The organism is Streptomyces sp. NPDC034086 (genome assembly GCF_055575515.1).
On sequence record NZ_JBVISM010000005.1, the window covers coordinates 297,570 to 323,617 of the forward strand.

Annotated in this window: 30 protein-coding genes; 16 read left to right on the forward strand and 14 right to left on the reverse strand. The window is 73.9% G+C overall.

The window, feature by feature from the left end; translation table 11 throughout:
- Nucleotides 1-111 precede the first annotated feature (111 nt).
- The 3 genes from argG to ACZ514_RS15940 form a co-directional block, all read right to left on the reverse strand.
- Entirely contained in the window at nucleotides 112-1,566 is a 1,455-nt protein-coding gene (argG, locus tag ACZ514_RS15930) for an argininosuccinate synthase (protein ID WP_468165017.1), read from the reverse strand.
- Between the two features lie 7 nt (nucleotides 1,567-1,573).
- The gene (gene thpR, locus ACZ514_RS15935) at nucleotides 1,574-2,212 is read right to left on the reverse strand and encodes an RNA 2',3'-cyclic phosphodiesterase (RefSeq protein ID WP_469124971.1); all 639 of its coding nucleotides are present in this window, start codon (nucleotides 2,210-2,212) and stop codon (nucleotides 1,574-1,576) included.
- Between the two features lie 93 nt (nucleotides 2,213-2,305).
- Nucleotides 2,306-2,752: an anthrone oxygenase family protein gene (locus tag ACZ514_RS15940; RefSeq protein WP_469124972.1), complete on the reverse strand. Its 447-nt coding sequence runs from the start codon at nucleotides 2,750-2,752 to the stop codon at nucleotides 2,306-2,308.
- 90 nt (nucleotides 2,753-2,842) lie between these two features.
- On the opposite strand from ACZ514_RS15940, the gene ACZ514_RS15945 reads away from it, so the two are divergent.
- Nucleotides 2,843-3,421, forward strand: coding sequence for a TetR/AcrR family transcriptional regulator (locus ACZ514_RS15945; protein ID WP_468165011.1), 579 nt, complete (start codon nucleotides 2,843-2,845; stop codon nucleotides 3,419-3,421).
- Between the two features lie 347 nt (nucleotides 3,422-3,768).
- Here ACZ514_RS15945 and ACZ514_RS15950 read toward each other — a convergent pair whose 3' ends face one another.
- A complete protein-coding gene (locus ACZ514_RS15950) occupies nucleotides 3,769-4,704 on the reverse strand; it encodes an MBL fold metallo-hydrolase (protein WP_469124973.1) in 936 nt (311 codons plus the stop codon).
- 102 nt (nucleotides 4,705-4,806) lie between these two features.
- On the opposite strand from ACZ514_RS15950, the gene ACZ514_RS15955 reads away from it, so the two are divergent.
- Nucleotides 4,807-5,664 (forward strand): helix-turn-helix domain-containing protein, encoded by an 858-nt coding sequence (locus tag ACZ514_RS15955; RefSeq protein WP_468699267.1) that lies wholly within the window; start codon nucleotides 4,807-4,809, stop codon nucleotides 5,662-5,664.
- A 36-nt stretch (nucleotides 5,665-5,700) separates the two neighbouring features.
- On the opposite strand, the gene ACZ514_RS15960 is transcribed toward ACZ514_RS15955, so the two are convergent.
- A complete protein-coding gene (locus tag ACZ514_RS15960; protein ID WP_469124974.1) occupies nucleotides 5,701-6,288 on the reverse strand; it encodes a TetR/AcrR family transcriptional regulator in 588 nt (195 codons plus the stop codon).
- 125 nt (nucleotides 6,289-6,413) lie between these two features.
- On the opposite strand from ACZ514_RS15960, the gene ACZ514_RS15965 reads away from it, so the two are divergent.
- Nucleotides 6,414-7,397, forward strand: coding sequence for an aldo/keto reductase (locus ACZ514_RS15965; RefSeq protein WP_469124975.1), 984 nt, complete (start codon nucleotides 6,414-6,416; stop codon nucleotides 7,395-7,397).
- A gap of 38 nt (nucleotides 7,398-7,435) precedes the next feature.
- On the opposite strand, the gene ACZ514_RS15970 is transcribed toward ACZ514_RS15965, so the two are convergent.
- Entirely contained in the window at nucleotides 7,436-8,290 is an 855-nt protein-coding gene (locus ACZ514_RS15970; RefSeq protein WP_468164998.1) for a GNAT family N-acetyltransferase, read from the reverse strand.
- Nucleotides 8,291-8,518: 228 nt separating this feature from the next.
- On the opposite strand from ACZ514_RS15970, the gene ACZ514_RS15975 reads away from it, so the two are divergent.
- From ACZ514_RS15975 to ACZ514_RS15985, 3 genes are all read left to right on the forward strand, one after another.
- Nucleotides 8,519-9,367, forward strand: coding sequence for a helix-turn-helix domain-containing protein (locus ACZ514_RS15975; protein WP_469124976.1), 849 nt, complete (start codon nucleotides 8,519-8,521; stop codon nucleotides 9,365-9,367).
- A 123-nt stretch (nucleotides 9,368-9,490) separates the two neighbouring features.
- Nucleotides 9,491-9,613 carry a hypothetical protein gene (locus tag ACZ514_RS15980; protein WP_467895751.1) on the forward strand — a complete coding sequence of 41 codons (123 nt, stop codon included), beginning with the start codon at nucleotides 9,491-9,493 and terminating at the stop codon, nucleotides 9,611-9,613.
- Nucleotides 9,614-9,710: 97 nt separating this feature from the next.
- Nucleotides 9,711-9,893, forward strand: coding sequence for a hypothetical protein (locus ACZ514_RS15985; protein ID WP_468164994.1), 183 nt, complete (start codon nucleotides 9,711-9,713; stop codon nucleotides 9,891-9,893).
- Nucleotides 9,894-9,944: 51 nt separating this feature from the next.
- On the opposite strand, the gene ACZ514_RS15990 is transcribed toward ACZ514_RS15985, so the two are convergent.
- On the reverse strand, nucleotides 9,945-10,130 hold the full coding sequence (locus ACZ514_RS15990; protein WP_468699274.1) for a hypothetical protein: 186 nt from the start codon (nucleotides 10,128-10,130) through the stop codon (nucleotides 9,945-9,947).
- Nucleotides 10,131-10,382: 252 nt separating this feature from the next.
- On the opposite strand from ACZ514_RS15990, the gene ACZ514_RS15995 reads away from it, so the two are divergent.
- Together ACZ514_RS15995 and ACZ514_RS16000 are read left to right on the forward strand one after the other, a co-directional pair.
- On the forward strand, nucleotides 10,383-10,964 hold the full coding sequence (locus ACZ514_RS15995; protein ID WP_469124977.1) for a hypothetical protein: 582 nt from the start codon (nucleotides 10,383-10,385) through the stop codon (nucleotides 10,962-10,964).
- 484 nt (nucleotides 10,965-11,448) lie between these two features.
- Nucleotides 11,449-12,228 (forward strand): CAP domain-containing protein, encoded by a 780-nt coding sequence (locus tag ACZ514_RS16000; RefSeq protein ID WP_469124978.1) that lies wholly within the window; start codon nucleotides 11,449-11,451, stop codon nucleotides 12,226-12,228.
- A gap of 56 nt (nucleotides 12,229-12,284) precedes the next feature.
- Here the strand turns inward: ACZ514_RS16000 and ACZ514_RS16005 are convergent, their stop codons facing one another.
- The 3 genes from ACZ514_RS16005 to ACZ514_RS16015 form a co-directional block, all read right to left on the reverse strand.
- Nucleotides 12,285-13,346, reverse strand: a complete 1,062-nt coding sequence (locus ACZ514_RS16005) for a DUF7847 domain-containing protein (protein ID WP_469124979.1) — start codon at nucleotides 13,344-13,346, stop codon at nucleotides 12,285-12,287.
- A gap of 244 nt (nucleotides 13,347-13,590) precedes the next feature.
- Nucleotides 13,591-13,827, reverse strand: a complete 237-nt coding sequence (locus ACZ514_RS16010; protein ID WP_468164984.1) for a chaplin — start codon at nucleotides 13,825-13,827, stop codon at nucleotides 13,591-13,593.
- Between the two features lie 385 nt (nucleotides 13,828-14,212).
- A complete protein-coding gene (locus ACZ514_RS16015) occupies nucleotides 14,213-14,662 on the reverse strand; it encodes an SRPBCC family protein (RefSeq protein ID WP_388937970.1) in 450 nt (149 codons plus the stop codon).
- Nucleotides 14,663-14,858: 196 nt separating this feature from the next.
- Here ACZ514_RS16015 and ACZ514_RS16020 point away from each other — a divergent pair, with 196 nt between their 5' ends.
- From ACZ514_RS16020 to ACZ514_RS16030, 3 genes are all read left to right on the forward strand, one after another.
- A complete protein-coding gene (locus ACZ514_RS16020; protein ID WP_469124980.1) occupies nucleotides 14,859-15,926 on the forward strand; it encodes a mechanosensitive ion channel family protein in 1,068 nt (355 codons plus the stop codon).
- A 78-nt stretch (nucleotides 15,927-16,004) separates the two neighbouring features.
- Nucleotides 16,005-16,415 (forward strand): VOC family protein, encoded by a 411-nt coding sequence (locus tag ACZ514_RS16025; protein ID WP_469124981.1) that lies wholly within the window; start codon nucleotides 16,005-16,007, stop codon nucleotides 16,413-16,415.
- A gap of 129 nt (nucleotides 16,416-16,544) precedes the next feature.
- On the forward strand, nucleotides 16,545-17,093 hold the full coding sequence (locus ACZ514_RS16030) for a GNAT family N-acetyltransferase (protein ID WP_468164978.1): 549 nt from the start codon (nucleotides 16,545-16,547) through the stop codon (nucleotides 17,091-17,093).
- 59 nt (nucleotides 17,094-17,152) lie between these two features.
- Here the strand turns inward: ACZ514_RS16030 and ACZ514_RS16035 are convergent, their stop codons facing one another.
- Entirely contained in the window at nucleotides 17,153-17,806 is a 654-nt protein-coding gene (locus ACZ514_RS16035; protein ID WP_468164976.1) for a DUF7691 family protein, read from the reverse strand.
- 181 nt (nucleotides 17,807-17,987) lie between these two features.
- Between ACZ514_RS16035 and ACZ514_RS16040 the strand changes: the two genes are divergently transcribed.
- Nucleotides 17,988-18,809 carry a DUF1206 domain-containing protein gene (locus ACZ514_RS16040; protein WP_469124982.1) on the forward strand — a complete coding sequence of 274 codons (822 nt, stop codon included), beginning with the start codon at nucleotides 17,988-17,990 and terminating at the stop codon, nucleotides 18,807-18,809.
- Nucleotides 18,810-18,962: 153 nt separating this feature from the next.
- Nucleotides 18,963-19,199 (forward strand): hypothetical protein, encoded by a 237-nt coding sequence (locus ACZ514_RS16045; RefSeq protein ID WP_468164972.1) that lies wholly within the window; start codon nucleotides 18,963-18,965, stop codon nucleotides 19,197-19,199.
- 12 nt (nucleotides 19,200-19,211) lie between these two features.
- Here ACZ514_RS16045 and ACZ514_RS16050 read toward each other — a convergent pair whose 3' ends face one another.
- The 3 genes from ACZ514_RS16050 to ACZ514_RS16060 form a co-directional block, all read right to left on the reverse strand.
- Complete coding sequence (locus tag ACZ514_RS16050) at nucleotides 19,212-19,454, reverse strand: protealysin inhibitor emfourin (protein WP_468164970.1); 243 nt, start codon at nucleotides 19,452-19,454, stop codon at nucleotides 19,212-19,214.
- 590 nt (nucleotides 19,455-20,044) lie between these two features.
- Nucleotides 20,045-20,887: a class I SAM-dependent methyltransferase gene (locus ACZ514_RS16055; protein ID WP_469124983.1), complete on the reverse strand. Its 843-nt coding sequence runs from the start codon at nucleotides 20,885-20,887 to the stop codon at nucleotides 20,045-20,047.
- 694 nt (nucleotides 20,888-21,581) lie between these two features.
- The gene (locus ACZ514_RS16060) at nucleotides 21,582-22,625 is read right to left on the reverse strand and encodes a helix-turn-helix domain-containing protein (protein ID WP_468699282.1); all 1,044 of its coding nucleotides are present in this window, start codon (nucleotides 22,623-22,625) and stop codon (nucleotides 21,582-21,584) included.
- Nucleotides 22,626-22,743: 118 nt separating this feature from the next.
- Here ACZ514_RS16060 and ACZ514_RS16065 point away from each other — a divergent pair, with 118 nt between their 5' ends.
- The 3 genes from ACZ514_RS16065 (at nucleotide 22,744) to sigJ (ending at nucleotide 26,044) form a co-directional block, all read left to right on the forward strand.
- Complete coding sequence (locus ACZ514_RS16065; protein ID WP_469124984.1) at nucleotides 22,744-23,640, forward strand: alpha/beta hydrolase; 897 nt, start codon at nucleotides 22,744-22,746, stop codon at nucleotides 23,638-23,640.
- 177 nt (nucleotides 23,641-23,817) lie between these two features.
- Entirely contained in the window at nucleotides 23,818-24,915 is a 1,098-nt protein-coding gene (locus tag ACZ514_RS16070) for a serine hydrolase domain-containing protein (protein WP_468165371.1), read from the forward strand.
- A gap of 223 nt (nucleotides 24,916-25,138) precedes the next feature.
- Entirely contained in the window at nucleotides 25,139-26,044 is a 906-nt protein-coding gene (gene sigJ, locus ACZ514_RS16075; protein ID WP_468164962.1) for an RNA polymerase sigma factor SigJ, read from the forward strand.
- The last annotated feature ends 4 nt before the right edge of the window (nucleotides 26,045-26,048 follow it).

Here is a 26,048-nt window from a genome sequence, read left to right on the forward strand (position 1 = left end):
CCCGCACGCCAAAAGGAAGGGAGCACCGCCTTCCGAGGGGCGGACGGGAGGGACCCCCTCCTCCCCTCCCTCCCCCCGCCTCCCCGGCCCCTCCGCCGCGCCGCGGCGGGGTCAGTCCGTGCCGAACTCCATCGCGGCCCGGTCCAGCATCTGCTCGTCGTCGGAGACCTCGCCGCGCGAGGCGATGGCCTCGGCGCCGCCCTCCGGCATCTCCGGCATGCTGCCGATCAGACCGGTCGCGGCCGCCTGGGCGGCGCCGACGGCGGGGCTGCCGGTCCCGATCAGCCCGAGGACGGCGTACTGCTCGAGCTTGGCGCGGGAGTCGGCGATGTCCAGGTTGCGCATGGTGAGCTGGCCGATCCGGTCGACCGGGCCGAAGGCCGAGTCCTCGGTGCGCTCCATGGACAGCTTGTCGGGGTGGTAGCTGAAGGCCGGGCCCCGCGTGTCGAGGATCGAGTAGTCCTCGCCGCGCCGCAGCCGCAGGGTCACCTCGCCGGTGACGGCCGCGCCGACCCAGCGCTGGAGGGACTCGCGGACCATCAGCGCCTGCGGGTCCAGCCAGCGGCCCTCGTACATCAGCCGTCCGAGGCGCCGGCCCTCGTTGTGGTACTGGGCGAGGGTGTCCTCGTTGTGGATGGCGTTGACGAGGCGCTCGTAGGCGGCGTGCAGCAGGGCCATGCCCGGCGCCTCGTAGATGCCGCGGCTCTTGGCCTCGATGATCCGGTTCTCGATCTGGTCCGACATGCCCATGCCGTGGCGGCCGCCGATGGCGTTGGCCTCCATGACCAGGTCGACGGGGGAGGGGAACTCCTTGCCGTTGATGCTGACCGGGCGGCCCTGGTTGAAGCCGATCGTCACGTCCTCGGTGGCGATCTCGACGGACGGGTCCCAGAACCGCACCCCCATGATGGGGTCGACCGTCTCCACGCCGGTGTCCAGGTGCTCGAGGGTCTTGGCCTCGTGGGTGGCGCCCCAGATGTTGGCGTCGGTGGAGTACGCCTTCTCCGTGCTGTCGCGGTAGGGCAGGTCGTGGGCCAGCAGCCACTCCGACATTTCCTTGCGGCCGCCCAGTTCGGTCACGAAGTCCGCGTCGAGCCACGGCTTGTAGATCCGCAGGTGCGGGTTGGCGAGCAGGCCGTAGCGGTAGAACCGCTCGATGTCGTTGCCCTTGAAGGTCGAGCCGTCGCCCCAGATCTGGACGTCGTCCTCGAGCATCGCCCTGACCAGCAGGGTGCCGGTGACGGCACGGCCGAGCGGGGTGGTGTTGAAGTAGGCCCGCCCGCCCGAGCGGATGTGGAACGCACCGCAGGTCAGCGCGGCCAGGCCCTCCTCCACCAGTGCCGCCCGGCAGTCGACCAGGCGCGCGATCTCGGCGCCGTAGGTCTTCGCGCGGCCGGGCACCGAGGCGATGTCGGGCTCGTCGTACTGGCCGATGTCGGCGGTGTAGGTGCACGGGACGGCACCCTTGTCGCGCATCCAGGCGACCGCGACGGAGGTGTCGAGCCCGCCCGAGAAGGCGATGCCGACGCGCTCGCCGGCGGGAAGGGAGGTGAGGACCTTAGACATAGGAAGATTATGCATGCTCCCGCATGGTCATGCAATTCTGGTCCGATCCGTGCGCCTCGCGCTCCGGCCGCGCCCCGAAACGCCAGGACTCGATGTCGCGGTAGCGGATCGGTCCCGGGCCCCGGCCGACGTTGCTGCCCACCAGGTGCAGGCGCCCCGCCTCCCACTCCCGCCCGCTGAAGGGCGCGAACCCGGCGGCGGCCTCCACCGCGGCGGAGGAATCGCCCCGGCGGGCCCGGGCCAGCGTCAGATGGGGGCGCAGGGGCCGGTCCGTGAAGGCGATCCCGCATTCCTTGACCACCGCGCGCACCTCGTCGGCCAGCGCGTGCAGCTCCTCCAGCTCCCCGCCCACCCCGCTCCACAGCACCCGCTCGTCGAAGTGCCCGCCGCCGCGCAGGGACAGCCGTACGGGCCGCCGCGCGGCCGCCAGGTCCGCGAGCGCCGGCCGCAGCGGCGGAACGGCGCCGGCCGGGAGCTCGCCCAGGAAGGCCAGGGTGATGTGCCAGTCCTCCACGCGGTTCCACCGCATGCGCGGGTACGCCTCGTAGGCGGGGCCGAGGGCCCGCTCCAGTTCCTCCTTCGCCCCGTCGGGCGGGGCGAGGGCGATGAACACGCGGACGGTGGGGGCCTGGGTCTGTTCCTTCACGTACGCCTTCGTACCGCCTCCGGCCGCTCCGGTCACCTTCCACCCCGTCAGATCGGCCTGGCAGGGGCGACCGCGCGTGGCGGCCCGCCGGGCTCAGGCGAGGGAGGCGACCAGCAGGGCGAAGGCGGCGATGATGACGGCGACGCGGACGTAGTGGAAACGGTCCCAGCGGTTCATCTGCTGCTTCCAGTCGGCGGGCCGGTTGTCGGGGGTCCACGTCTTGCCCCGGTTGTTGATCGGTACGAGCAGCAGGACCGACATGATCACGCTGACGATCAGCAGTGCGCCGGCGGTGACGACGAGGCCGGTGCCCTGGTGGTGCCGTCCGGCGACGGCCCAGGCCGCGACGAGGACGAGCGAGGTGATGTACCAGACCGGCATCACGGCGCCGAGCATCCGGCCCCCGTGGGCGCGGCCGAGCTGGCCGCTGTCCTCGGGCAGGCCGTTGAGGATCGGGTTGATGACGAAGGCGACGGAGAACTCCACCCCCACCATCACGCCGACGAGCACGGTGGTGAAGACCTCGAGTGCGTTGAGCATGGTGACCCCTCCGGGATCTAGCGCCGCTAGATGATGAGGCAATGCTAGTCCTGCTGCCGCTTGGTTGTCTAGCGCTGCTAGGATCGCCTCATGTCGGTACAGGAACGCAAGGAACGCGAACGGGCGGACCGTGAACGCCTCATCGTGGCGACGGCCCGGGAACTCGCCGAACAGCAGGGCTGGGACGCGGTCACCACCCGCCGGCTCGCCGAGCGCATCGAGTACAGCCAGCCCGTTCTCTACAGTCACTTCCGCGGCAAACGCGAGATCATCGGCGCCGTCGCCCTCCAGGGCGCCGCCGAGATGGCCGCGTCGCTGCGTGCCGCGGCCTCCACCGCGGACCGACCGCGCGCCCGGGTCGCCGCCCTCGCCCGCGCCTACCTCGACTTCGCCGCCCGCCACCCGGCGGTGTACGACGCCATGTTCCGGCTCGACGGCGGTCTGGCGTTCGCGGCGGAGGAAACCCCGGAACCGCTGAAGGACGCCTTCGCCGCCCTGCTGGAAAGCCTCGGGGAGGTCGCGGGGGACGGCGTCCACCCGGGACTGTTCACCGAGGTGTTCTGGGCGGCCCTGCACGGGCTGGCCACGCTGACCCGGGCGGGACGGCTGCCGCTGGAGGACGCCGAACGCAGGACGGAACTGCTGGTGGACCGGCTCGCCGTGCTCTGACCGCCGCCTCGGCCAGGTCGGGAGTGATCAGCCCGGCCTGCGGGAGGAGGGCGGCCGGCTGGCAGACGGTGGTGCCCGCGTCCAGCAGCAGGCCGCCCTCCCTTCGCCTGACCGTCTCCTGGGTGACTCCGAACTCTTCGGCCGGGGCCGGGACTTCGACGCGTCCGCGCTCCTGGGTCAGCTGGACGATCCGGTGCGTGCATGGGGGCCGGATCAGTTTGGTATGGGTTGCCCCCTGTCTACGACGGGCCCTGCTCGCATCGGTCCGGCGGCGGCCCCCAGGCCGGGCGGTCCCGGGGGCGGGCGGTCCCGGGGGCGGGCGGTCCCGGGGGCGCGCCGCCCGGGGGTCAGCCCTCGCCGCCCTCGGCACCCGGTGCGCAGGCGGCGAACGGCGCCCAGCCCTTCACCGCGAAGGCGCCCGCGTCGCGTACGACCTCCAGGGCGCCGTGGGAGCCGAAGTGTGCCGGGACCAGCAGCGCGTTGTGGTCGGCGGCCCAGCCCAGCAGTCGGCGCCGGGTGGCCCGGGCCTGTCTGGCGTCCTCGCAGAAGCAGCTGTTGGCGTCCGGCTCCATGATCTGCACCGGGCTGTGCAGCAGATCGCCCACGAACACCGCCCGGTCGCCGCCGGAGGCGAGGGTGAGCACGCTGGAGCCGGGGGTGTGCCCGGCGGCGAGGTCCAGCCGCAGGTTCGCGTCGATCCGGTGGCCGTCCTCCCACAGCACCACCTGGCCGGCCTCGTGGACCGGGGCGACGCTGTCCTCGAAGACGCCGGCGTTGCCGTCGCCGAGGACGGAGGGGTGGCCGTTCGCCGGGTTCCAGAACTCGAAGTCGTTCCGGTTGATCAGATAGCGGGCGTTCGGGAAGGTGGGAACCCAGCGGTCCCCGTCCAGGCGGGTGTTCCACCCGACGTGGTCCCCGTGCAGGTGGGTGTTGATCACGAGGTCGACGTCCTCGGGCCTGACCCCGGCCCCGGCAAGCTCGTCGAGGAAGGACGTCTCCTGCCGGTCCCAGGGCGTGCCGGGGCGCGCCTTGTGGTTGCCGCCGCCGGTGTCGACCAGGATGACGCGGCCCTCGCTGCGCAGCACCCACGTCTGCAGTGCCACCCGGGACACGGGCGGCTCGCCGTCCGCGAAGTCGGGCCGCAGCCAGTCGGCGTGCGCCGCCCAGACGTCCGTGCTGCTGCCGGGGATGAATTCGTGCGGGGTGAGACCGAGCGGCCCGTAGAACTCGCGGACCCGGGTCACGCCGACATTGCCCAACTCGATGGTGTCTGTGGTGTTCATGGCTCTCACCCTGCGCGGGTTCCGGCGCGGCAGCCACACCCTCCGCTGCCTATCCCCGGCAGGGAGGGGCAAGCTCCCGCGGCCCCGGCGATACTGGGGCGCATGGAAGGACAGAGCAGTCTCGGCGCGTTCCTGCAGGCCCGCCGGTCCCGGCTGACGCCCGCGGACATCGGCCTCGACACGTACGGCGAACGGCGCCGCGTCCCCGGCCTGCGCCGCGAGGAACTCGCCCTCCTCGCCGGGGTGAGCGCCTCCTACTACGCGCGGCTCGAACAGGGCCATTCGCACAACGCCTCGCCGGAGGTGCTGGACGCGCTGGCCCGCGCGCTGAACCTGGACGAGTCCGAGCGGCGGCACGTCCACGACCTCGCCGGCCTGGCGGTGAGGCGGCCCGCCGCCCGCCGCCCGCCGGCGGAGCGGGTCGACGAGGCGACACGCACGCTGCTGGACTCCATGCCCGACGTCCCGGCCGTCCTCACCGGCCGCCGGGCCGACGTCCTGGCCTGGAACCCGCTGGGGCACGCCCTGTTCGCCGGCCACCTCGACCCCGCCGCGCCCGACCGGCCCTCGGACCGGCCGAACATGGCGTCGCTGATCTTCCTCGACCCGTACCTGCGCGAGCTGTACGTCACGTGGGAGTCCAAGGCGAGGGCCGCCGTCGCCAACCTGAGGTACGCGGCGGGCCGTCACCCGGACGACGCGCTTCTCGGTGCGCTCGTCGGCGAACTCAGCATGAAGAGCGACGAGTTCGCCACCATGTGGGCCGACCACCGGGCCCGCCCCTGCACCGCCGCCGAGCAGCGGATGTGGCATCCCCTGGTGGGGAACCTGACCGTCACCCAGCAGGCCCTGCGCGTGACGGACGACCAGACGCTGCTGGTGGCCACGGCCCCGGCCGGCTCCGAGCACCACACGGCGCTCAAGCTCCTGGCCCAGGCCACCGCCCGCTCCCGGCCCTGACGCCGCGCATCCGGTGGCGGCGCGGCCCCGGCACCGTCACCCCCGCGGGTGCGGCGGCCTGATCAGGCGGCGGACGGATTCCACGACCGACTCGCGGTGGCGGGCCAGCCGCGCGGCGGGCCACGGCCCGGCCGGGCCGCCGGCCGCCGGGCCGCCCACCGCCCCCGTCCACGCCTGCGTCAGCCCCATGACCAGCGTCAGGACGTCCTCCGGGTCGAGGTCCGGGTCGATCCTCCCCGCCGCCTGGGCCCGCTCCACGGCCGCGATCTTGCTCCGGTAGGACTCCGCGACGAGCTCCGTGGTGTCCGGCCGCTCCAGCTGCTTCCACTGCACCAGGCGCATCAGGTCGGGGTGCGCCAGGAAGTGGTCGAGGACCGCCCCCGCGTACCCGGGCAGGTCCTCCGCGTCGAAGGGGACGGACTCCGAGCCCGTCTCCAAGGCCCGCTGGAGCACGGCGTCGAACAACTGCTCCTTGTTGCCGTAGTAGACGTAGATGAGCCGCTTGTTCGCCTGGGCGGTGGCCGCGATGCGGTCGATCCGCGCCCCGGCGATGCCGTACGCGGCGAACTCGGCGAAGGCGGCGTCGAGCAGGCGGGCCTTGGTTGCGCTGGAATCCCGTGCCATGGCGGGCAGCCTAGCAAGTAACTATCTGGTTATTGACATCAGCCGCCCCCTCGGTCAGACTCAAACTATCCAGTTAGTTACTTACTGGACGGACACCCCCACCACCACACCCCCCGGAGGACACGATGGAGATCCGCGCACTGGGCGGCCAGGGCCTGGAGGTCGGCGCCGAAGGCCTCGGCCTCATGGGCATGAGCGCCCACTACGGAGCCACTGACGAGACCGAGTCCCTCGCCACCATCGACCGCGCCCTCGCGCTGGGCGTCACCCTGCTCGACACCGCCGAGGGCTACGGCCCCTTCCTCAACGAGCGGCTCCTCGGCAAGGCCCTCCGCGGCCGCCGTGACGCCGCCGTGATCGCCACGAAGACCGGCATCGAGTTCACCGACGAGGGTGCCTACCGGGGCCACAACGGCACACCCGAGTACGTCCGCCGCTCCGCCGACCGCTCCCTGCGCCACCTCGGCACCGACCACATCGACCTGTACTACCTGCACCGCGTCGACCCGGCCGTGCCCGTCGAGGAGAGCATCGGCGCCATGGCCGAGCTGGTCACCGCCGGCAAGGTCCGCCACATCGGGATCTGCGAGGCCGCCGCGACCACCATCGCGCGCGCCCACGCCGTGCACCCGCTGGCCGCCGTACAGACCGAGTACAGCCTCTTCGAGCGCGGAATCGAGCACGACGGCGTACGCGACACCCTGCGCGAGCTCGGCATCGGCCTCGTCGCCTACTCGCCGCTCGGCCGGGGCTTCCTCTCCGGCGCCGTGACCAGCCCGGACGACTTCGCCGCCGACGACTTCAGGCGTACGGACCCCCGTTTCCAGGGCGAGAACTTCGACCGCAACCTGGCCGTCGTCGACCGCGTCCGGGCCCTCGCCGCCGAGAAGGGGATCACCCCCTCGCAGCTCGCGCTGGCCTGGACCCTGCGCATGGGCGCCGTTCCCATCCCCGGCACCAAGCGCCGCCGCTACCTGGAGGAGAACGTCGCCGCGACCGGGGTCACCCTGACCGACGCCGACCTGGCCTCCATCGACGCCGTGGCACCGCACGGCGCGGTCTCGGGCGACCGGTACGCGCCCGAGCTCATGGCGTCGCTGAACGGCTGAGCCCGCGGGCCGGCCGCCCGCGCCGGCCGCGGGTCACATCACCGCAGGGCGATGGAGCGGTATTCGTCCAGGACCGCGAAGCCCGTGCTGTCGTACAGGCCCATCGCGACCTCGTTGCCGCCGAAGACGTTGAACATCAGCGCCTCGTCGCCGCCGTGCCGGGTCGCCCACTCGCCGACGGCCATCGCGGCCCGGCCGTAGCCCTTGCCGCGGTGCTCCTCGTACACCTCCAGGGAGAAGCCGAAGGTGACCCCCGGCAGGAACCCGTGGTTCACCCAGCCCGTCCCGATCACCTCGCCGCCGGTCTCCATGGCGTAGAAGGCGTGGCCGGGGGTCAGGTAGCCGAGCGGGAGGTGCCGGGCGAAGTCCCGGTCGGACTTCTCCTTGGCCTGCTCCGGGGTCAGGGAACCGGCCCGGACGATGTCCGCGATGTAGGCGGCCTCCTCGCCGGCGTACCAGGCGGGGTACTCGTCCTCCGTGAGCCGGCGGACCGTCAGCCCCGGCGGCAGCTCCGGCCGTTCAGGGACGGTGCGCATCCGGTTCTGCCCCCGTACGGGATATCCGGCGAAGGGTCCGGCTCCGCCGGTGAGCCGGACCTCGATCCGCTCGGCTCCGTGCTCGGCGCACCACCGCTCGGCCCACTCCCGGCCGTGCGGCACCGTGAGGTCGTGGATCCGGCCCACCACCGCCCCGTTGTCCTCCGTCACCCCGACCGCGATCCACCCCGTGCCGTCCGTGGCCACCGTCCAGTCGTCGATCCCCTTCACGGCCCGCTCCAGCAGGGCCCGGGCCAGCGGCTCCGAGCACCCCGCGGCCCGGTACCCGGCCAGCACCCGCTCCTCGAACCCGCCCCGCCACGCGCCGTGTTCGGCGACGATCTCCATCTCGCTCATCCGACCACCCTAGGTGTCCCGCGGACCGGGCGGGGGCGGAGCCTCCTGATCCGCCCGGCCCCGGGGCGCCGGGCGGGACCGGCCGTGGCGGATCCCCGGCCGGCCGTGGCATCCTCGCTCGACGACCCCCTCGGACGGATCGCGCGACGCGGCCCCGTACCTGCCGGCCCGGCCCGCCGCCCGCACTCCGGCCCCCGGGGACGCCGGTGCACGTGACGGGAGAGAGACATGCGCGTCGGGATGACCCGCGTGGGCGCCGGCCGGTGGCGGGTGACCCGGCCGTGGCCCGCCCCCTTGCGCCCGTACGTGCACAGCTACGCCGGCTACTGGGAGACGGCCGCCTCGCCCTACCGGGTACGGATCGTGCCCAACGGGCGGGCCGTCGTGGTGATCAGCCTGGGGGAGCCGTTCGCCCAGGTCCGGCGGATGGACGAAACGGCCCCGAACGGGCGGGCTGCGACGCCCGGTTCGCTGGTCGTGGGCCTGGAGGACGGACCCAGGGTGTGTGAGCATCCCGGCGGCCAGGAGGCGATACGGGTCGAGCTGACCCCGCTCGGCGCCTACCGTCTCTTCGCGCTCCCGATGAGCGAGCTGACCAACAGGGCGGTCGGACTCGGGGACGTCCTCGGACCCCGGGCCGACGCGCTGGTGGAACGACTGGCGGCCGCCGGCGACTGGGGGACCCGCTTCGACCTGCTGGACGCCGCGCTGGCGGCGGGGTTCGAGCACGGTCCCGTTCCCTCCCGGGAAGTGGGCCACGCCTGGCGCCTGCTGTCGCGTACCGGCGGGGCGGTCCCCGTCGGCCGGATCGCGGCCGAAGTCGGCTGGAGCCAGAGCTACCTGGCCCGCCGGTTCACCGAACAGGTGGGTCTGACGCCCAAGGCGTCCGCCCGCGTGCTCCGCTTCCACCGGGCGGTCGGGCTGATCACCCGGGGCGGCGCGCGGCTCACCGAGGTGACCACCGCCTGCGGTTTCTACGACCAGGCCCATCTGAACCGGGAGTTCCGCGCCCTGGCCGGGACCACTCCCGGACGGATGGCCGCCGCCCGCGTGTCGGAGGGGGCGCTCCCCCTGTGAGCGGCGAGGTCGGATTCGTCCAAGCCGGGCGGCCCGCGCGCCGCTCGTGTCCCCGTTCGTAGCGATCAGACACCCGGGCGTACCGACATCCCCGCCCGGGACTGACCAGAGGGGGAGTACTCGATGGAAGACCTGCTGCGCATCCTCGTGGCCGGCGCGCTCACCGGCGGCCTGATCGGACTGGCCGGCGCCCTGGGCCGGCGCGGCCGCCGGCGCAGGGAGGGCGGCGACGGGAACGCCCGCTGACGTTTCACCCCGAGGCCGGGACGCGGCGTACCGGAACGGGGGCTGATGGGAGCAGTGGCGGCTGCGGAAGTGCCGGGGGCGTGGTGGCATCGGTCGTATGAAGGATCCCTTCGGATGTGACGAGCCGGCTCTCCTGGCCCGGGCCGACAGCATGGACCGGGCAGCCGCCCGGCGCGCGGTCGCCTCGCGCGCCCTGGGTGCGGAGGACCTCGAGACCCTGTTGGACATGATCGGTCTGTGGCCCGAGGACGATCCGCCGGAGGTGCGGCGGCGGCGCTGACCGTCACGCCGTACGGGAGCCGGGCGGGGAGGGGCCTGGGCCGGCCGCGGCTCAGGAGCCGCCGCGCCGGCGCTCTTCCTCCCGGCGGCGCCCCTTCTCCTCGGCCCGCTTGCTGCGGGACGCGGTGACGGGCTCGGGGTGGACGGGGTCCTGGCTGGGCGGCTGCGGGTCTTCGAGGTCCTCGCGGTCCTCGCGCCGTCCGCCGGGTCCCTGCCGCGCGTCCTTCGTACCGCCCATGACGGTGACTCCTCGCTGCCGGGGTGCGGTTCCTCCGTTCACCCTGACACGCATCGCCCCGCGCCGCGCCCCATCGCGCACGGACCGGTGCGTGAGGGTGGTGTGTGCCCGCGGTGTGGACGCGGCCACGGAGGTGTGCGGGTCCGGTGCGGGCCCGAACGGTGTCCGGAGCACCCTCCCGTCGGCGGTAGGGTGACGTGCGCCCGTCAAGACGGGCCCTCCTGCTCACTGATATTTCAACGGGGTTTGAACGTGAAGCTTCGCCATGTCCGCGCGGTCGCAGTATTCGGTATCGCCGTCTTCGCCTTGACCGGAGCCCGTGGTTCGCACGGTGCCAGCTGTGGCGGCGGCAGCAGCCACAGCAGCTCCAGCAGCTCCAGCGGTGGCAGCACCACCGGTGGCAGCGGCGACAGCGGCAGCACCGGCATCAGCGGTGGCACCACCGGCACCAGCGGTGACAGCAGCAGCACCACCGGCACCAGCAGCGGTACCAGCTCCAGCTCCACCAGCGGCTCGGTCACGGGCGGTTCCAGGGACAAGGCCGAGCGCGACATCCGGATCGACGGGTGCAAGCTGGACAGCACCGGCAAGAACCTGGTCGCCAAGCTCACCGTCACCAACAGCGGCTCGCTGGACTACACGTACAACATCACCATGAAGTTCCGCGGCGACTCGACCTCCACCGCGATCCCGGCCCAGGCCCGGGTGAGCGGCCTGAAGGTCAAGGCGGGGGCTTCCCAGCAGACCGAGGCCACGACCCCGTACACGGGGAAGGGCAACGGCAGCGAGTACAAGGAGTGCGTCGTCGCCAGCGCGTCGAAGAGCTCCCTCTGACGCAGGACGGGACGAGGCCGGCCGCGGGGGGCGCCGTGCCGCCCCCCGCCCGGTCCGCTCGTGAGCCCCGTACGACCGTCAGCCGGACGGACGTACGGGGCTTTCCGCATGCGTGACATGCGACACAGCGCTTCCGCCGGTCCGCAGGGCCCCATGAAGATCGTCGGCGCCGGTCATTTCGCCATTTGTCCCTGTTTCGCGTTGACATGCCGCACTCCGCCAGAAACGGAATAAGGGGCCTTCATTTCACCTCGCCCAACGCTCCCGACGGGAGGTGGTTCTAGCGGCGCGTCAGCTGCGGGCGACGGGCCGCGACGGGGCCCATGCACGATCTTCCCGCCCTTTCAAGCCGGAACCGGGAGCACCCGGCCGGCCCATCGGTGCCGGCTTGCCATGCCTCTGCGGGGCTTCTAAGAATGGCGCATCCTCCGGCGCTCCCGCGGTCCGGCGCCGGGAGCTTCGCGATCACCGAGTGAGGTCCCGCATGAAGAAGCACCGTAAGAAGACGCACTACAGGAAGATAGCCGTCGCGGTCGGGGCGCTGGCCGTCGTGGGCGTGCCCACCGCCGCCATGGCGTGCCTGGACACCGGGGACACCGGCCGCGCCCGGCCCGCCGCGGCGCAGGACGTCCCCTTCGGCGGCACCGGGGCCCCGCTCCCGGTTTGGACTCCGGCCGGGGCCGACGCACCCGCACTCCCCGACGCCGACGCGGCGGAACCGGCGCGTCCCGTCGCCGAACAGCCCGCCGAGCCGGTCGTCGAGCCGGTCGTCGAGGCCGCGCCGCCCGCGCGCCCGCAGCCGCCGCGGCCCCAGCGGTCCCAGCCGCGGCCCGAGCCGGCGGAGGCCTCGGCCGAGCCCGCCGCCCCGCAGGCCCCCGGCGCGCCGTCCGACGCGCGGACCAAGGTCCTGGAACTCGTCAACCAGGCGCGCGCCGCCGCCGGCTGCCCGGCGGTCACCCTCAACGAGAAGCTGACGAAGGCCGCGCAGGACCACAGCGCCGACATGGCCGCCCACCGCAACATGTCCCACACCGGCTCCGACGGTTCAGACGCCGGCCTGCGCATCACCCGCGCGGGCTACGAGTGGCGCACGTACGGCGAGAACGTCGCCTACGGGTACAGCAGCCCCGAGCAGGTCATGGAGGGCTGGATGAACAGCCCCGGGCACCGGCGGAACATCCTCGACTGCTCCTACAAGGAGATCGGCATCGGCCTCGCCCAGCCGGGCCAGTACTGGACGCAGGACTTCGGCGCGGCGCGCTGACCCCCGAGTGCCCCGAGTGCCCCGGGCGCCACGGCGCCCGGGGCCAGGGCCGCCCGTCAGGGTGACGCCGGACCAGGACCGGGACCAGGGCCCGCACCCGGACCGGGAGCAGGACCCGCACCCGGGTGCGGGCCAGGCGCCGGCGCGGGCTGGACGGCCATGACCAGGGCCGCCGCGAGGTTCTCCTTGCGCATCCGCTGGTCGACGTACACCAGGGAGACCACGAGCTGGGGGTAGACCAGCTGGAACAGCGCGCTGATCACGACGCCGGCCAGCAGGCAGACGGAGTACACGGCGATTCCGAAGAACAGTGGTGCGACGTCCTCGCCGCCCGAGCCGGCGTCCAGCAGGGCGGGCAAGAGCGCGAGGACGCCCACCAGGCCGAACGGCATCTGGATGGCGTAACCGCCGATCATCCCCACGGCGTACGCGAGAAGGGTGATGCCGAACACGCGCCACCAGCTGCCGGAGACCAGCCGGGCCGACCGCCGCAGAGCGTCGACGGGACCGAGCTCCTCGAACACCGCCGCGGCGGGTGCGAGGCTGAACCGGGTCGCGAGCCAGACCGCCACGGGCATCCACGCCAGCACGGCCGCGATGATCAGCAGGAGAGCGGCCGGCGCGCCGGAACCGTCCCAGGTCATGAGGGCGAGCGGGAAACCGATCGCGTAGATCAGCAGGACCGGTCCGCCCGCGATCAGCCCGACCAGCAGCACGCTGCCGAGCACCGAAGGCATCCGGGACCAGCTGCGGCGCCACATGGAGCGGAAGGTGGCGCTGCGGCCGAGCACGGCCTCCTGCACCACCGCCGGGCACAGCGCGCCGATCACCGCCGTGCCGGCCAGCATCACGAACAGCAGCAGCAGGCCCCCCGGCAGGAGGGCCAGGACCACGTCCGTCACCTCCGCGCCGTCGGGCCGTCGCCCCGGTGCGGGGTCGAAGACCGCCGAGAAGCTGTCGGGCAGGGCCAGGACGGCGACCACCACCGCCGCGACCGCCAGCAGGAACCCGGTGCCCTGTACCGCGAGCATGACGCCGACCAGCGGCTTCCAGTACCGGCGGATGGCCGTGAAGGCGCCGCCGATCAGCTCGCCCACGTCGAGCGGACGCAGGGGCACGACCCCCGGTTGCGGAGCCGGCGGGACCCAGCCCCCCGCCCACGGCGGCGCGGACTGTCCGGGGTGTGGACCCCACCCGGAGTTGTACGACATCACTGTTCCCCCCTCTTGACCTGGAGGAACAAGGTATCCCGGCGTACATCCGCACGGGAGTGGGGTGTCCGCCGGACGGGACGACGGTCCCGTCCGGGCGGACGTGCCGCCGGACGGGACCGTCGGGACGCGGCCGGGGGCCGCGCCGGGGTCAGCTGTTGACGCAGACGTTGCCGGCCGCCGGGTTGACCAGGCCGACGAGGTTGATGCTGTTGCCGCACGCGTTGACCGGGATGTGGATCGGCACCTGGACGACGTTGCCGGACAGCACGCCCGGGGAGCCGACGGCGAGGCCGCTGGCGTTGGCGTCGGCTACGGCGGAACCGCCGGCGCCCAGAATGCCGGCCGCGGCCAGGACGGTGGCGGCGATCGCAGTTCGAATGCGCATGTCACTCCAAGGTAGATGACGGAACGTCGAAGCAGGATCACACCGCCTGCGGGGGCCTTGAGCCCGGCATTCACCTGACCAACGGCGTGTTCCGTCCTCCAGGGCGGCCGGGCGCGGCCGGCGCGGCGGTTCGAACCGGCCGGCGGCGTGCCGTATAGTTGATCTCGAGCTCGCCGCCGTGGAACACGGTGGAGGGACCGGCGTTGGTGGTCCAAGGAAAGACACCCCACTTCCCGTGGGGGGATGCAGGTGCAAGGCCTGCCCAGCGCTCGATCAAGGCCCCGGCCTCCTCACGGAGACCGGGGCCTTCGCGTACGTGCGGGCACCGGACGGGGCGGCCGGCGGCGCCGGTGACCGGGGCGCGGACGGATCGCCCCGGCCGTGGTCAGACCTCGCCGCGCCAGGCGCCCGTCTCGACCCCGCGCGACTCGATGAACAGCTTGAACCGCTTCAGGTCCCCGGCCACTTGACGCTTGACGAAGCCGAGCTTGTCGGCCGCGTTCTCGGCCAGTCCCTCGGGCACCCAGTTCATGTGCAGGACCACCTTGGTGGTGCTCGCGTCGATCGGCTGGAAGACGACCAGCCCGGCCTGCCGGGTCTCCCCGTCCACCGTCATCCACGCGACGCGCTGGTCCGGGAGCTGCTCGGTGATGCGCGCGTCGAACTCGCGCTGCACCCCGTTCACGTTCGTCACCCAGTGGGTGAGCGTGTCGCTCCGCTGCTCGACGCGTTCGACGCCCTCCATGAAAGCGGGGAAGTCCTCGAACTGCGTCCACTGGTTGTAGGCCGTACGCACCGGAACGTTGACCTCGACGTACTCCTCGACATGCGACATGTCCACCCCTTCCCTGTCCCCGGCAGCCCCGCACCCCTCGGTGCCGGTCGCTCCGTCAGGACGTCCACGGCCCCGGGTACCCGCCGTCGGGAGGCCCATGCGCCGGACCCGTCGCCACCGGGGGTGTCGGCTCACGCCGTCGGGGCAGGGGCGTGGAGGTCCGTGCCGTCGCCATCCACATCCGCCGAGGAGATGAATGAACGCCGCTCTCCGCCCGCTTGCCGTCCTGGCTGCCGCGATCCTGCTGACGGGCGCGGCCGGCTGGGCCGTCGACCTGCTGCTGCGCCGGGCCGACGCGCGCCACCCGGAAACACCCCTGTGGCACTCGCTGCGCCGCTGCCGCCCGGCCCTGCAGATCGTGCTGCTGGCCGCGCTGCTCCGAGGAGCCCTCCAGCAGACCGCGTGGCGTCCGCTCCAGGAACACGAGGCCGTCGTGGGCCGGATCCTCTCCCTCGCCCTGATCGGTGCCGGGGCCTGGCTCGTCGTGGTCGTGGCCTCGGCCGTCGTCGAATCCGCCTACGCCCGCTACGCCACCGGCACCCGCGACCCGGCCCGGGTCCGCCGGGTGCGCACGCAGGTGACCCTGATCATGCGGGTCGTGACCGCCGTCGTCGTGGTCGTCGCGGCCGCGGCGATGCTGCTGACCTTCCCGAGCTTCCGTGCGCTGGGCACCTCCGTGCTCGCGTCCGCCGGCATCATCGGCATCGTCGCCGGCGTCGCCGCCCAGTCCACACTGGGCAACCTCTTCGCCGGTTTCCAGATCGCCTTCGGCGACATGGTGCGCATCGGGGACACGGTCGTGGTCGCGGGTGAATGGGGCGTGGTGGAGGACATCACACTGACCTTCCTCGCCGTGCGCACCTGGGACGAGCGCCGGATCACCATGCCCGTCTCGTACTTCACCACCCGCCCCTTCGAGAACTGGTCGCGCGGCGGCGTCCAGATGACCGGCACCGTCTTCCTCCACTGCGACCACGCCGCCCCCGTGGACCTCATACGGGACAAGGCGCACGAGATACTCGAGCGGTGCCCTGAATGGGACGGGCGCGGCTGGGACGTGGCCGTCACCGAGACCACTCCCTCGACCATGGTCGTGCGCGTGATCGTCACGGCCAAGGACGCCGACGACCTGTGGACGGTGCGCTGTGCCGTACGGGAACAGCTGATCGCCTGGCTGTCGGAGAAGCATCCGGAGGCCCTGCCCCGCGTCCTCCTCGCGCCGTCGCCGGGCGCGCCCGGGTCCGGCGCGGCACCCCGAGGATGAATCCCCCAACCACGCGTCCCCGCAAGCGAGTCGGGACCCGGCGCGCATGCCGGAACGGCCGGGGGGCACACGCGGCTCATGACCGTACCCAAGACGCCCGTCCTCGTCCTGGACAGCGCCGAACCCGAGGTCCTGGCCCGCTTCTACGCCGAACTGACCGGTGCCACGGCCGGCCCCGCCGAGGGAGACGGAGACCTCATCCTCGTCACCGGCCGCACGGGCGTCGTCCTCGGTGTCCGCCGCGACCCGGACCACGCCCCGCCGAGCTGGCCGCCCCCGGGAGAGTCCCAGGGGGCAGAGCTGCGCATCCTCGTGGCGGAGGGCTCCCTCGACGAAGCCGAACGCGAGGCGGTGACCCTGGGGGCCCGTCCGCTGGCCGCCGAGGGCGGCGAGACCCGGCCGGGCAGCCGGACCACGCTGCGGCGCTACGCCGACCCGGCGGGCCACCCGTTCGTCCTCGCCGCCCGGGAAGGGACGCCGGAGGAGTGAGCGGCGCGGAGCCGGAGGGACCGCGCGGGCCGTCCCGGCCGAAGCCGTCGCCCCCGGAAAAAGATGCCTGCTCCCGGGCCCGTCTCGGTTATCTTGCCTCGTCCTGAACAGGCCAGGGAGGCCCCCACCATGAGCAGTGCCACACCGTCGTCCTTGCCCGAGCGGATCGAGCTCTCGGGCGAGGGGCTCGTCCTGCGCGACTGGACGGAAACGGACCTCGACGCGATGCCGGAGCTGTTCGACCACCCGGACATCGCGTACTGGACGCCGATCGTTTCGCCCTTCGACGAGGCGGCCGCGCGGACGCGGCTGGCCCGGGCCCGGCAGCTGCGGCTGGAGGGCACGACCGTCCTGCTGGCCATCACCGTCGACGGCGGCGCGCCGCTCGGCGAGATCATGCTGCGGCGCGCGCCCGAGGGCATGGAGATCGGCTACGCGGTCGGCCCCGCGCACCGGGGCCGGGGACTGGCGGCGCGGGCCGTGCGGGTGATGGCCGCGTACGCGTTCGAGCGGCTGGACGCGGAGCAGGTCATCCTCGAACTGGAGGCGGAGAACGCCGCCAGCGTCGCCGTGGCGCGCAAGGCCGGCTTCGGCCTGCTCGACGTACCGCTGATCAAGGGTGAGGAGAAGGGGCGGCCGTTCGTCCTGCAGACCTGGGGCCTCGACCGCCCCGCGTAGACCCCCCGTCACGCCGCCACGGTCATCCGGCCCGCCACCCCCGGTTCCGGCGCGGCCGGTCAGCCGGTGATCGAGAAGAAGATCGAGCCGTCCTCGGCCCACCACCAGGCGCCCTGCCCCTCGTTCCACGCCGAGGCCCAGCCGTCGAGGGCCTTGACGAGCTCTTCCAGGTCGTAGCGGAGATCGGCGTCGACCCGGTCCAGCACCGCGCGGTAGGCCTCCACCGCTGGCCCGGCCTTCGCCAGTGGCCAGCATCCGATCTCCGGTGAGCCGTCCAGGGGATGGGGGATGTGGAACGGAATCTCCGAGGGCGGGCCGCTGAAGACGTACTGGTACGGCAGCAGGTCCGCGGGGACGCCTTCCGCGCTCAGCGCGGCGTCCAGAGCCGAGAAGTACGTGACCGGGCTCCGGTAACCGGCCAGGGTGGCGCTGTCGCCGGCGTTGTGGTCGATGATGATCTGGAGGGCCGCGTAGTAGGCGCTCCCGGCGTAGTCGGCGGAGGAACCGGCCCGGCCGGCTATCAGTTCCTCCAGGGCGTCCGGGACCGACAGACCCCAGTCCACGCCGTGGCGGTCGAGGCCGGCCTGACGCGCCCGTGCCCTGGCCCGCATGTTCTCCAGGCGTCGGGATTCGTCGGCGTTCAGGTCCCGGGCGGGGACGAAGCGCAGGACCTCGCCGCGGTTCGCCATGCTGTAGTTCACTACCTTGCTCATGGGGATCATGCTGCCGGACGGCACTGACACGCCCGCCGCCGGTTCGCCGCACCGCCGGAGGCGGGGTGACCGGTCCACGCGGTGTGACCGCCTCGAACGAACGTGTCTGGGACAACGGCGCCGTACGGGGCAGACGCCCGGGAGGGGAGCGCGACCGCGCTCCCGGACCGGAGGGCTGATCATGCAATCGACTTCTGGTGGGGGCGGGATCCGGACCGGGGCCTCCCGGACCGGCGTCATCGTCGCCGCCCGGGCGGGCCTGGCCACGCGCGGGGTGCTGTACGTCCTGGTCGGCGCGATCGCCCTGCGCATCGCGTTCGGCCAGGACACGGGGCGGGAGGCGGACCGGCAAGGAGCGCTCGCCGGCCTGGCGGGCGGGCCCCTGGGCCGGGTGATGATCTGGGCCGTCGGCATCGGCCTGGTCGGGATGACCCTGTGGCGCCTGTCGGAAGCGGTCTTCGGCGCTGCCGGGGCCGACGGGCACAAGGCCGGGAAAAGGCTGGCGGCGGCCGCCCGGGCGGTCTTCTACGCCGTGGCCGCGGCGTCCGTGTTCGCCTTCGCGGCCGGGCAGGGCCAGAAGTCCAGCGACGAGCAGTCCCGCGACGCCACCGCGAGCGTCCTCGAATGGCCCGGCGGCCGTTGGGTGGTCGGTCTGGTGGGACTGGCCGTGGCCGTGGGCGGAGTCGTGATCGCGGTGTCGGCGGTGCGGCGCAAGTTCCGTGACGACCTGGCGCTCCCCGCGCGGCCGGCCTGGCTGAGCGGTGTGGTCGACGTGCTCGGCGTGGGGGGCGGTCTCGCCCGGGGCGCCCTGTTCGCGGGGGTGGGCGGGTGCGCGCTCTACGCGGCGGTGGCGTACGACCCCGGCAAGGCCAAGGGCATCGACGACACCCTGCGCGCCTTCGCCGACACCCCGGCGGGCCCGTGGCTGCTGGTCGTGGTGGCGGCGGGCCTGGTGCTGTTCGGCCTGTTCTCGTGGGCGATGGCCGCCTGGCGGCGGGTCTGACCGGCGCGCCCCGCCGAGACGCCGGACCCACGCCGGGCCCGCCCCCGCGCCGTCGAGGGCCGGCCCGGCGCGCGGTCGCCCGTACGCAGCCGATCGGCCCCCCGCGACGTGTCGCCGCGCCCGTCACCGGTCACGGCGTGCAACCGTCTCCCCATGACCGAAGGCTTGACACCTCACCTCTCCCCGGCGCGCATCACCGTCTTGGGTGTGCAACCCGGTACCCCGCCCTTCCGGATCGTCGAGCTCGACGGAGAGTTCGTCGGCCGGGCGGAGTCGATGACGGACGTGCTGCTGGTCGCCGCCGAGGCGGGGATCACCATCCATGACCTCGACGACCTGGACGAGGTCCGGTGGGTCGGCGGCGGCAAGTTCACCTGGACCCTGCACTGAGGTGCCCGGGCGTCAGGCGCCTTCGCCGAGCACGGTGCGGATCAGCGCCCGCTGGTCGTCGGACAGGTTCGGGTCCTCGACGTCGAGGACCTCGCCGTCGACGGTGATGCGGTAGTGGTAGCCGTCAGCCACCGAGGAGACGGCCCGGCGGGCGAGTTCCTCGAGCCGGGCCGCGTCCCGCCGGCCGGCGGTGTCGAGTGAGCGGAGCTTCTCGGCTCCGGTGAAGCCGCCGGTACGGGTGACCGTGATCAGCATGACCGTTCCTCCGGGTGCTGTGGACGGGCGCGCGTCCGCGCGCGGCGGCGGACGCCGCCGCTTGCGCGCGTGCCCCCGATACCGGTCCGTTCCCGCCCGGCGGCCGGGAACGGCCGGAAAGCACCGCCGAGCGGCCGGTGGGGCGCGGTCGGTGAGTCCGGTGGCACCGGACGGCGCCCCCTACCGTGAACGGGCCGGGGCCGAGCCGGCCGGGGGCGAGGAGGTCCGTCCGCAGCCGCTGCCGGGCCTCGCGCCGGAGCATGGCGAACGGGGCGCCCGGAGCCGGGGGCGGGCAGACCGGCCCGGCCGCGACGTCGGCCGGACCGGCCGCGCGGGGCGTGCGGGCCGCGCAGCGCACGGCGGCGGTGCCGGTGCCGGCCGTCCCCGCCGAGGCCGCAGCGCAACCCGGGCGGGAGCCGGGGGAGGGCCCTACCGGCCCGCCGGAGTGGACCGGTCGGCGGCGGGCCCCGGAGGCACCGCGCCCAGCCGCACGCCGGCGCCGGGCCCGGTCGCGGCCCCTCCGCGTCCCGGCCGGCGCCGTCCGCGCGCCCTGCCGGCGGGTACGCGGTCCCGCGCCCCCGGAGCCGTCGTCATCCCCCTCCCGCGGCGCTCCGACGCGCGGTGAGCAGCAGGTACTCCCACTCCATGGCCCCGTCCCGCAGGGCCCCGGCCGCCAGGCCGGCCAGGGCCGCGTCGAGGGCGGCGGTCCGCTCGGGATCGTCGGCGATGTTCCGGTAGACCGTGATCGTCGGCCCGTAGGCGGCCTTGAAGAACTCGCGGAACTCCTCCGGCTCCCCGAACGCCTCCACGCGGAGCGTCCGGCGGTGTGCGTCGACGTCGGTGACGCGGTCGCCCAGGAGCGTCCGTACGTGCTCCTCCCGCCCCCACAGCGGCGGCGGCTGCGCTCCCGGCGGGGGCGGCGGCGCGTACGGCTTCATGGTGGCGAACATCTGCCCGATGAACCCTTCCGGGGTCCAGCTGATGAGGCCGACCGTGCCGCCCGGCCGGCAGACGCGCACCAGCTCGTCGGCGGCCGCCTGGTGGTGCGGGGCGAACATGACCCCGACGCAGGACATCACCGTGTCGAAGGCCCCGTCCTCGAACGGCAGCGCCTCCGCGTCGGCCTCCTGCCAGCTCAGCCGGACTCCGCGCGCCGCGGCCTCCTGCCGCCCCACGGCCAGCAGCTCGGGCGTGAGGTCGGAGGCCACCACCTCGGCGCCGGCCAGCGCGGCCGGGATCGAGGCGTTCCCCGACCCCGCGGCGACGTCCAGCACCCGGTCCCCCTCCTTCACCCCGCAGGCCTCCACCAGTACGGGCCCGAGAGCCGCCACCAGCCGTGTCGCGACCGCGGGATAGTCGCCCAGCGCCCACATCGCCCGGTGCTTCGCCTTGAGCGCACGGTCGGCCTCGCGCGCGTCCGCCGTCTCCGTCATGCCACCCGCCTCCCTCGTCCGTACGGTCCGATGGCCGTCCCCTTCGAGCATAGGAACCGCGCGGGTCACCGGCCCGGCGAGACGGTCATGGCTCCGAACGGGCGGAATCGGGGCGGAGGTCCGGTGGGACGCGGGTGCCACCGCGCCCGAAGAAACGATCCGGGCCCGGTACGACGCGCGCGTCGCCCCGAGCGGAGGGCGCCGGAACCGGGGACAGCCCTGCTGCCGCAGCCCCGCCGGCCCGCGCACCGCCGGCACCGCCGAGTTCCCGTCCTCGGCGGCGGCCCGGCCCGGCGTCGCCGCCGGACCCGACGGAAACCTCTGGTTCACCGTCCTCGGCGGCAACCGGACCCGCCGCAACGCCCCGGCCCGCGTGATCGCCCGGTACGTACCGGCGAACGCCGGTCAGCCCCAGCCCGAGGACAGCACCGAGGGCGTCGTCCACCGCAAGGACACCTGGCCGTCGGGCCGCGGCTGGTCTCCGCGTCAGACGGGGTACACCGCGGCCGATCCGTCCCGGACGCCGTCCCTGTGACATCGGCACGCTCACCGCCGGAGCGAGCCGCGGACCCTCACCACCCCGGCATCGGATCCGGCTGCCCGTGACCCCACGGGGTGCCGGACTCCGGAAGCACGCCGCCCCGCGGGGCCGGGCCGGGCCGGGGCGCCCGTGTGGCGACGCGCCCGCGGTCCCTCAGCCGTCGGCCAGCCGCCACGCGGCGAGGGCCAGCCTGGCCCGCATCAGTCCCGCCGGGGCGCTCAGGTCGAGACCCAGGGCCCTGCCGATCTGCTCGATCCTGCGGGCCACGCTGCTGTGGTGCAGGTGGAGCAGGTCGGCCGCCCGGCGCAGGGACCCCGTGGCGCAGTACGCCTCCAGCGTCTCCAGGTCCTCCGGACCCCCGGCCACGCCGGCGAGCGCCACGACATCCGGATTGCCGCGCAGCGTCTCCTGCGGCACCTCCGCCAGGAGCGCCAGCGCGCCCAGACCGGCGTAGCGGACGACGGGTTCGCGCGGCGTGGTGAACCGCAGGGCGGTACGGGCCTCCCGCCACGCCAGGTCGGGTCTCTCGGCGGCCCCGACGCCCGCGCACACGCCCTCCGGGAACCGCTCCGGATCCAGGGCGGCGGCCAGGAGGACACCCACCCCGGCGAGCACCGCCCCCTTCACCGGCCGACCCGGGCAGACGAGACCGCCCACCCGGTCCAGCGGCAGCCGCTGCGACCGGACGGCGGCGACACGGACCGGCGGACCGGCGGCGAACCCCAGGAGCCGCAGCGCCCGGGCCCTGGCCGCCTCGTCCGTGCCGGCGCTGATCACCAGCTCGACGAGGGCCGGGTCCGCCATGGTGGTACGGGCCGGCCCGTACCGTTCGACGGCGGCCGCCACGGCGATGGCGAGCCGCTCCAGCAGGACCTCGTCGAGCGGTCCGGCCGGCCCCGGCCGCTCCAGCCACACGGAACCGATCTCCTCCTCGTCGAGGACGACGGCCACCCCGCCGGACGCGGACACGGACCCCGCCTCCCGCGGGACCTCACGCCCGTCGGACGCCACACGGATGGTCCGCCCCGTGCCGTGGAGCCGGATCCCGGTGACGCACTCCGCCAGGCCCGCGGAGGCCCGGGCGAGCGCCGGCAGGTCCACCCGCCGGCGCATCAGCGTGTCGTAGAACGCGACGATGCGGAGCGCCCCGTCGACGTACGCGTCGAGTCCCGAGAGCCGTACGGCCAGTGCCTCCATGACGGCAGCATAGAAGGCCGGACCGGCGGACGCGGCCGCCGATCGGCGCGCGATCGGGCCGGGATGCCCGACGGGCGGCGGACGACCCGGCCCCGCCGGGCCCGTGAGGATGTTCGCCATGGATCCCGAACTCGAAGCCTTCATCCCGTTCTTCCCCCGGACCGACCTGAGCGACCCGGTCGCCGCCCGCGAGGCCTTCGCCGAACTGGCCACCGCGGTACCGGCACCGGACGCCGCGCACATGCGGGTGGAGGACCGCACCGTCCCCGCCGACCCGGACGTCCCCGTACGGATCTACTCCCCGCACGGAGCCCGGGGCGCCATCGTCTGGATGCACGGCGGCGGATTCTTCATGGGCAACCTGGACACCGAGCACCCGTGGGCCAGCCGCATCGCCGCGGGCTCCGGCGCGGTGGTGATCTCGGTGGACTACCGCCTCGCCCCCGAACACCCCTTCCCCGCCGCCCTGGACGACGCGTACGCCGTACTGACCTGGACGGCCGCACACGCGGCCGACCTCGGCATCGACCCGGCCCGCATCGCCGTCGGCGGCCACAGCGCCGGCGCGAACCTCGCCGCCGCGGCCACGCTGCGGGCCCGCGACGAGGGGGGACCGGAGATCCGGTTCCAGCTGCTCAACCAGCCGGGGCTCGACGACCGTCAGGACAGCTGGTCGGCGCGGAACTTCACCGACACGCCCTGGTTCTACCGGGACAAGGCCACCGCGGGCTGGCGGCACTACCTGGGCCCGCGGCCCGCCACCCCGTACGCCGCGCCGGCCCGGGCCACCGACCTGTCCGGCCTGCCCCCGGCCTACGTCTCCACCGCGGAGTTCGACCCGAACCGCGACGAGGGCCTCGAGTACGGGCTGCGCCTGCTCCGGGCGGGCGTACCGGTCGAGATCCACCAGTGGCCCGGCACCTTCCACGGCTCGCAGGCCCTGCTGTCCGCCGAGGTCTCCCAGCGCCAGAACGCCGAACTCGGCGCCGCCCTCGGCCGCGCCCTCGCCGGCTGAAGCACCCGCCCCACCACCCGACGACCCCGAAAGGACCGGACCTTGACGATCCGACCGAAGAACCGCACCCGCCTCGCCCTGTGCGCCGGCGTGGCCCTGCTCACGACCGCCGCCGCGGCCCCCGCGGTGGCGGCACCCGCTCCCCACGGTACGACGCCCGCCGAGCTGAAGACGGCGATGGACGCCGTCCACCGGGCGGGAATCCCGGGCGTGTACGGGGAGGTACGCGTCGACGGCCGGACCTGGCGCGGCGCCTCCGGAGTGGCCGACGTCACGACCGGACGCCCCGTCAGCCCGGACATGCGCCACCGCGTCGGCAGCGTCACCAAGACCTTCACCGCCGCGGCGGTCATGCAGCAGGTCGAGCGGGGCAGGATCCGGCTCGACGCGCCGGTCGGCGACTACCTCCCCGACCTCGTGCCGGGAGAGCGCGGCAGGAAGATCACGGTGCGGATGCTGCTCAACCACACCAGCGGCCTCCCCGACTACGTCCGCTACGCCTTCCCCTCCCTGGCGGTCAATTCGCCCCAGAGCCTCGACGACAACCAGTTCCGGCGGTTCCGCCCGGCCGAACTGATCGAACTGGGGCTGTCGGCGCCCCCCACCGGCGAACCCGGCGGTCCGACCGGGGTGTACTCCAACACCAACTACCTCCTGCTGGGCCAGCTCCTGGAACGGGTCACCGGCACCCCGGCCGAGGAGTACATCACCCGCCACGTCATCCGGCGCGCGGGCCTGCGGCACACCGGGTTCCCCACGGGCCCGTACCTCGACGGCCCGCACGCGCGGATGTACGAGGCGGCCCACGGCCTCCTCGACCCGCCGCGCGACTACAGCGTCTACGACCCGTCCTGGGTCGGGACGGGCGCGGCCCTGGTGTCGACGATGGACGACCTCAACCGCTTCTACGCCAAGCTCCTCGACGGCAGGATCGTCAGCCGTGCCTCGCTGGCCCAGATGCAGCGCACCATCCCGGTCCGCGCCCTGGACGGCACGACGGTCCAGTACGGCCTGGGCCTCCACCGGGTCACGGTCGAGGGCTGCGGCACCTTCTGGGGCCACGACGGCTCCGCCTGGGGCGCCGGAACCATGTCCCTGACCCGGGACGACGGCAAGCGCCAGATGTCCGTCGGCTTCAACCTCCAGCGCTGGAACGCCCGGGACGCCTCGGGGAAGCCGCTGCCGCACCCCATCGACGACGCCCTTTCCACGCTCTACGACGAGGCGATGTGCGACGGGGCGAACCCCGCGCCGACCCACCCGTCCGCCTCCTAGCCGGCGCGGTGCCCGGTGTGGTGGAGCCCGTACGCCTCCACCACACCGCGGTCTTCACCACGACCAGGGGCCGGATGGCCAGGACCCGGCCCCGCGGCGACACCCCGCCGCGTCGTCGGGCACCCGAGCCGCCCCCGTGTGAGGTGGCTCACCGCTTCCCCTCCCGCACCCGCACGTCGTCGAGGATGGCGACGGAACAGACGCGCACGAGGGGGCCGCCGCCATGACCACCGACCCGGGCCTGAGCGTGCTCATGGGCGAACGCGCCGGCCTGATCAACCTGGCCTACCGGTTCCTCGGCTCCCTGGCCGAGGCCGAGGACGCCGTACAGGAGACGTACGCCCGCTGGTTCGCCCTGCCGCGGCAGCAGCGGGAGGCCGTGGAGTCACCGGGTGCGTGGCTGACGAAGGTGGCGAGCCGCGTCTGCCTCGACGTACTCGGCTCGGCCCGGGCCCGCCGCGAGCGTTACGTGGGCCAGTGGGTTCCCGAGCCGCTGCCCGACCGTACGGAGTGGAGGAACGCCCGGCCCGCCGGGGCCGCCGGCGATCCGGCCGACCGGATCACCCTGGACGAGTCCGTCGACATGGCCTTCCTCGTCGTGCTCGAATCGATGACCCCGGCCGAGAGGGTCGTGTTCATCCTCCACGACGTCTTCCGCTACCCCTTCGCGGAGGTCGCCGCGATCGTCGGCCGTTCCCCGGCGGCCTGCCGGCAACTGGCCTCATCGGCCCGCCGCCGCATCGGTACGGCGCGCCCCCGCACGGACACGGCCGCCCGGCGGACCGGCGTCATCAGGGACTTCAAACAGGCCTGGGAGGCCAAGGACGTCGCGGCCCTCGTCGGCCTCCTCGACCCCGACGCCACGATGATCGCCGACGGCGGGGGCCTGGTCGGCGCGGTACTCCGCCCCGTCCTGGGCGCGGAGGCGATCGCCCGCCTCATCACCGGGTTCGGCGGCCGGGCCGCGCCCGGCACGACCCTCCTGGAACGGTCGGTCAACGGCCGCCCCGGCCTGGTGGCCCAGCACGCCGGCACCACCGTCACGGTGGCCGCGTTCGGGTTCACGGACGACCGGATCACCCACATCTGGGCGGTGCGCAACCCGGAGAAGCTGCGGACGTGGAACTGAACGG

What these genes read in the sequence shown, in the direction of transcription:
- ACZ514_RS15965 (WP_469124975.1), top strand. Translation starts at nt 6,414, where the DNA reads ATGGAGATCCGCGCACTGGGCGGCCAGGGCCTGGAGGTCGGCGCCGAA.
- ACZ514_RS16055 (WP_469124983.1), bottom strand. Translation starts at nt 20,887, where the DNA reads ATGACGGAGACGGCGGACGCGCGCGAGGCCGACCGTGCGCTCAAGGCG.
- ACZ514_RS16025 (WP_469124981.1), top strand. Translation starts at nt 16,005, where the DNA reads ATGACCGTACCCAAGACGCCCGTCCTCGTCCTGGACAGCGCCGAACCC.
- ACZ514_RS16040 (WP_469124982.1), top strand. Translation starts at nt 17,988, where the DNA reads ATGCAATCGACTTCTGGTGGGGGCGGGATCCGGACCGGGGCCTCCCGG.
- sigJ (WP_468164962.1), top strand. Translation starts at nt 25,139, where the DNA reads ATGACCACCGACCCGGGCCTGAGCGTGCTCATGGGCGAACGCGCCGGC.
- ACZ514_RS15980 (WP_467895751.1), top strand. Translation starts at nt 9,491, where the DNA reads ATGGAAGACCTGCTGCGCATCCTCGTGGCCGGCGCGCTCACCGGCGGC.
- ACZ514_RS16020 (WP_469124980.1), top strand. Translation starts at nt 14,859, where the DNA reads ATGAACGCCGCTCTCCGCCCGCTTGCCGTCCTGGCTGCCGCGATCCTG.
- ACZ514_RS15940 (WP_469124972.1), bottom strand. Translation starts at nt 2,752, where the DNA reads ATGCTCAACGCACTCGAGGTCTTCACCACCGTGCTCGTCGGCGTGATG.
- ACZ514_RS16070 (WP_468165371.1), top strand. Translation starts at nt 23,818, where the DNA reads ATGGACGCCGTCCACCGGGCGGGAATCCCGGGCGTGTACGGGGAGGTA.
- ACZ514_RS15990 (WP_468699274.1), bottom strand. Translation starts at nt 10,130, where the DNA reads ATGGGCGGTACGAAGGACGCGCGGCAGGGACCCGGCGGACGGCGCGAG.
- ACZ514_RS16045 (WP_468164972.1), top strand. Translation starts at nt 18,963, where the DNA reads ATGACCGAAGGCTTGACACCTCACCTCTCCCCGGCGCGCATCACCGTC.
- ACZ514_RS16065 (WP_469124984.1), top strand. Translation starts at nt 22,744, where the DNA reads ATGGATCCCGAACTCGAAGCCTTCATCCCGTTCTTCCCCCGGACCGAC.
- ACZ514_RS16000 (WP_469124978.1), top strand. Translation starts at nt 11,449, where the DNA reads ATGAAGAAGCACCGTAAGAAGACGCACTACAGGAAGATAGCCGTCGCG.
- ACZ514_RS16035 (WP_468164976.1), bottom strand. Translation starts at nt 17,806, where the DNA reads ATGAGCAAGGTAGTGAACTACAGCATGGCGAACCGCGGCGAGGTCCTG.
- ACZ514_RS16015 (WP_388937970.1), bottom strand. Translation starts at nt 14,662, where the DNA reads ATGTCGCATGTCGAGGAGTACGTCGAGGTCAACGTTCCGGTGCGTACG.
- ACZ514_RS15950 (WP_469124973.1), bottom strand. Translation starts at nt 4,704, where the DNA reads ATGAACACCACAGACACCATCGAGTTGGGCAATGTCGGCGTGACCCGG.
- ACZ514_RS16060 (WP_468699282.1), bottom strand. Translation starts at nt 22,625, where the DNA reads ATGGAGGCACTGGCCGTACGGCTCTCGGGACTCGACGCGTACGTCGAC.
- ACZ514_RS16030 (WP_468164978.1), top strand. Translation starts at nt 16,545, where the DNA reads ATGAGCAGTGCCACACCGTCGTCCTTGCCCGAGCGGATCGAGCTCTCG.
- ACZ514_RS15975 (WP_469124976.1), top strand. Translation starts at nt 8,519, where the DNA reads ATGCGCGTCGGGATGACCCGCGTGGGCGCCGGCCGGTGGCGGGTGACC.
- ACZ514_RS15945 (WP_468165011.1), top strand. Translation starts at nt 2,843, where the DNA reads ATGTCGGTACAGGAACGCAAGGAACGCGAACGGGCGGACCGTGAACGC.
- ACZ514_RS15960 (WP_469124974.1), bottom strand. Translation starts at nt 6,288, where the DNA reads ATGGCACGGGATTCCAGCGCAACCAAGGCCCGCCTGCTCGACGCCGCC.
- ACZ514_RS16010 (WP_468164984.1), bottom strand. Translation starts at nt 13,827, where the DNA reads ATGCGCATTCGAACTGCGATCGCCGCCACCGTCCTGGCCGCGGCCGGC.
- ACZ514_RS16050 (WP_468164970.1), bottom strand. Translation starts at nt 19,454, where the DNA reads ATGCTGATCACGGTCACCCGTACCGGCGGCTTCACCGGAGCCGAGAAG.
- ACZ514_RS15955 (WP_468699267.1), top strand. Translation starts at nt 4,807, where the DNA reads ATGGAAGGACAGAGCAGTCTCGGCGCGTTCCTGCAGGCCCGCCGGTCC.
- argG (WP_468165017.1), bottom strand. Translation starts at nt 1,566, where the DNA reads ATGTCTAAGGTCCTCACCTCCCTTCCCGCCGGCGAGCGCGTCGGCATC.
- ACZ514_RS15970 (WP_468164998.1), bottom strand. Translation starts at nt 8,290, where the DNA reads ATGAGCGAGATGGAGATCGTCGCCGAACACGGCGCGTGGCGGGGCGGG.
- ACZ514_RS15985 (WP_468164994.1), top strand. Translation starts at nt 9,711, where the DNA reads ATGAAGGATCCCTTCGGATGTGACGAGCCGGCTCTCCTGGCCCGGGCC.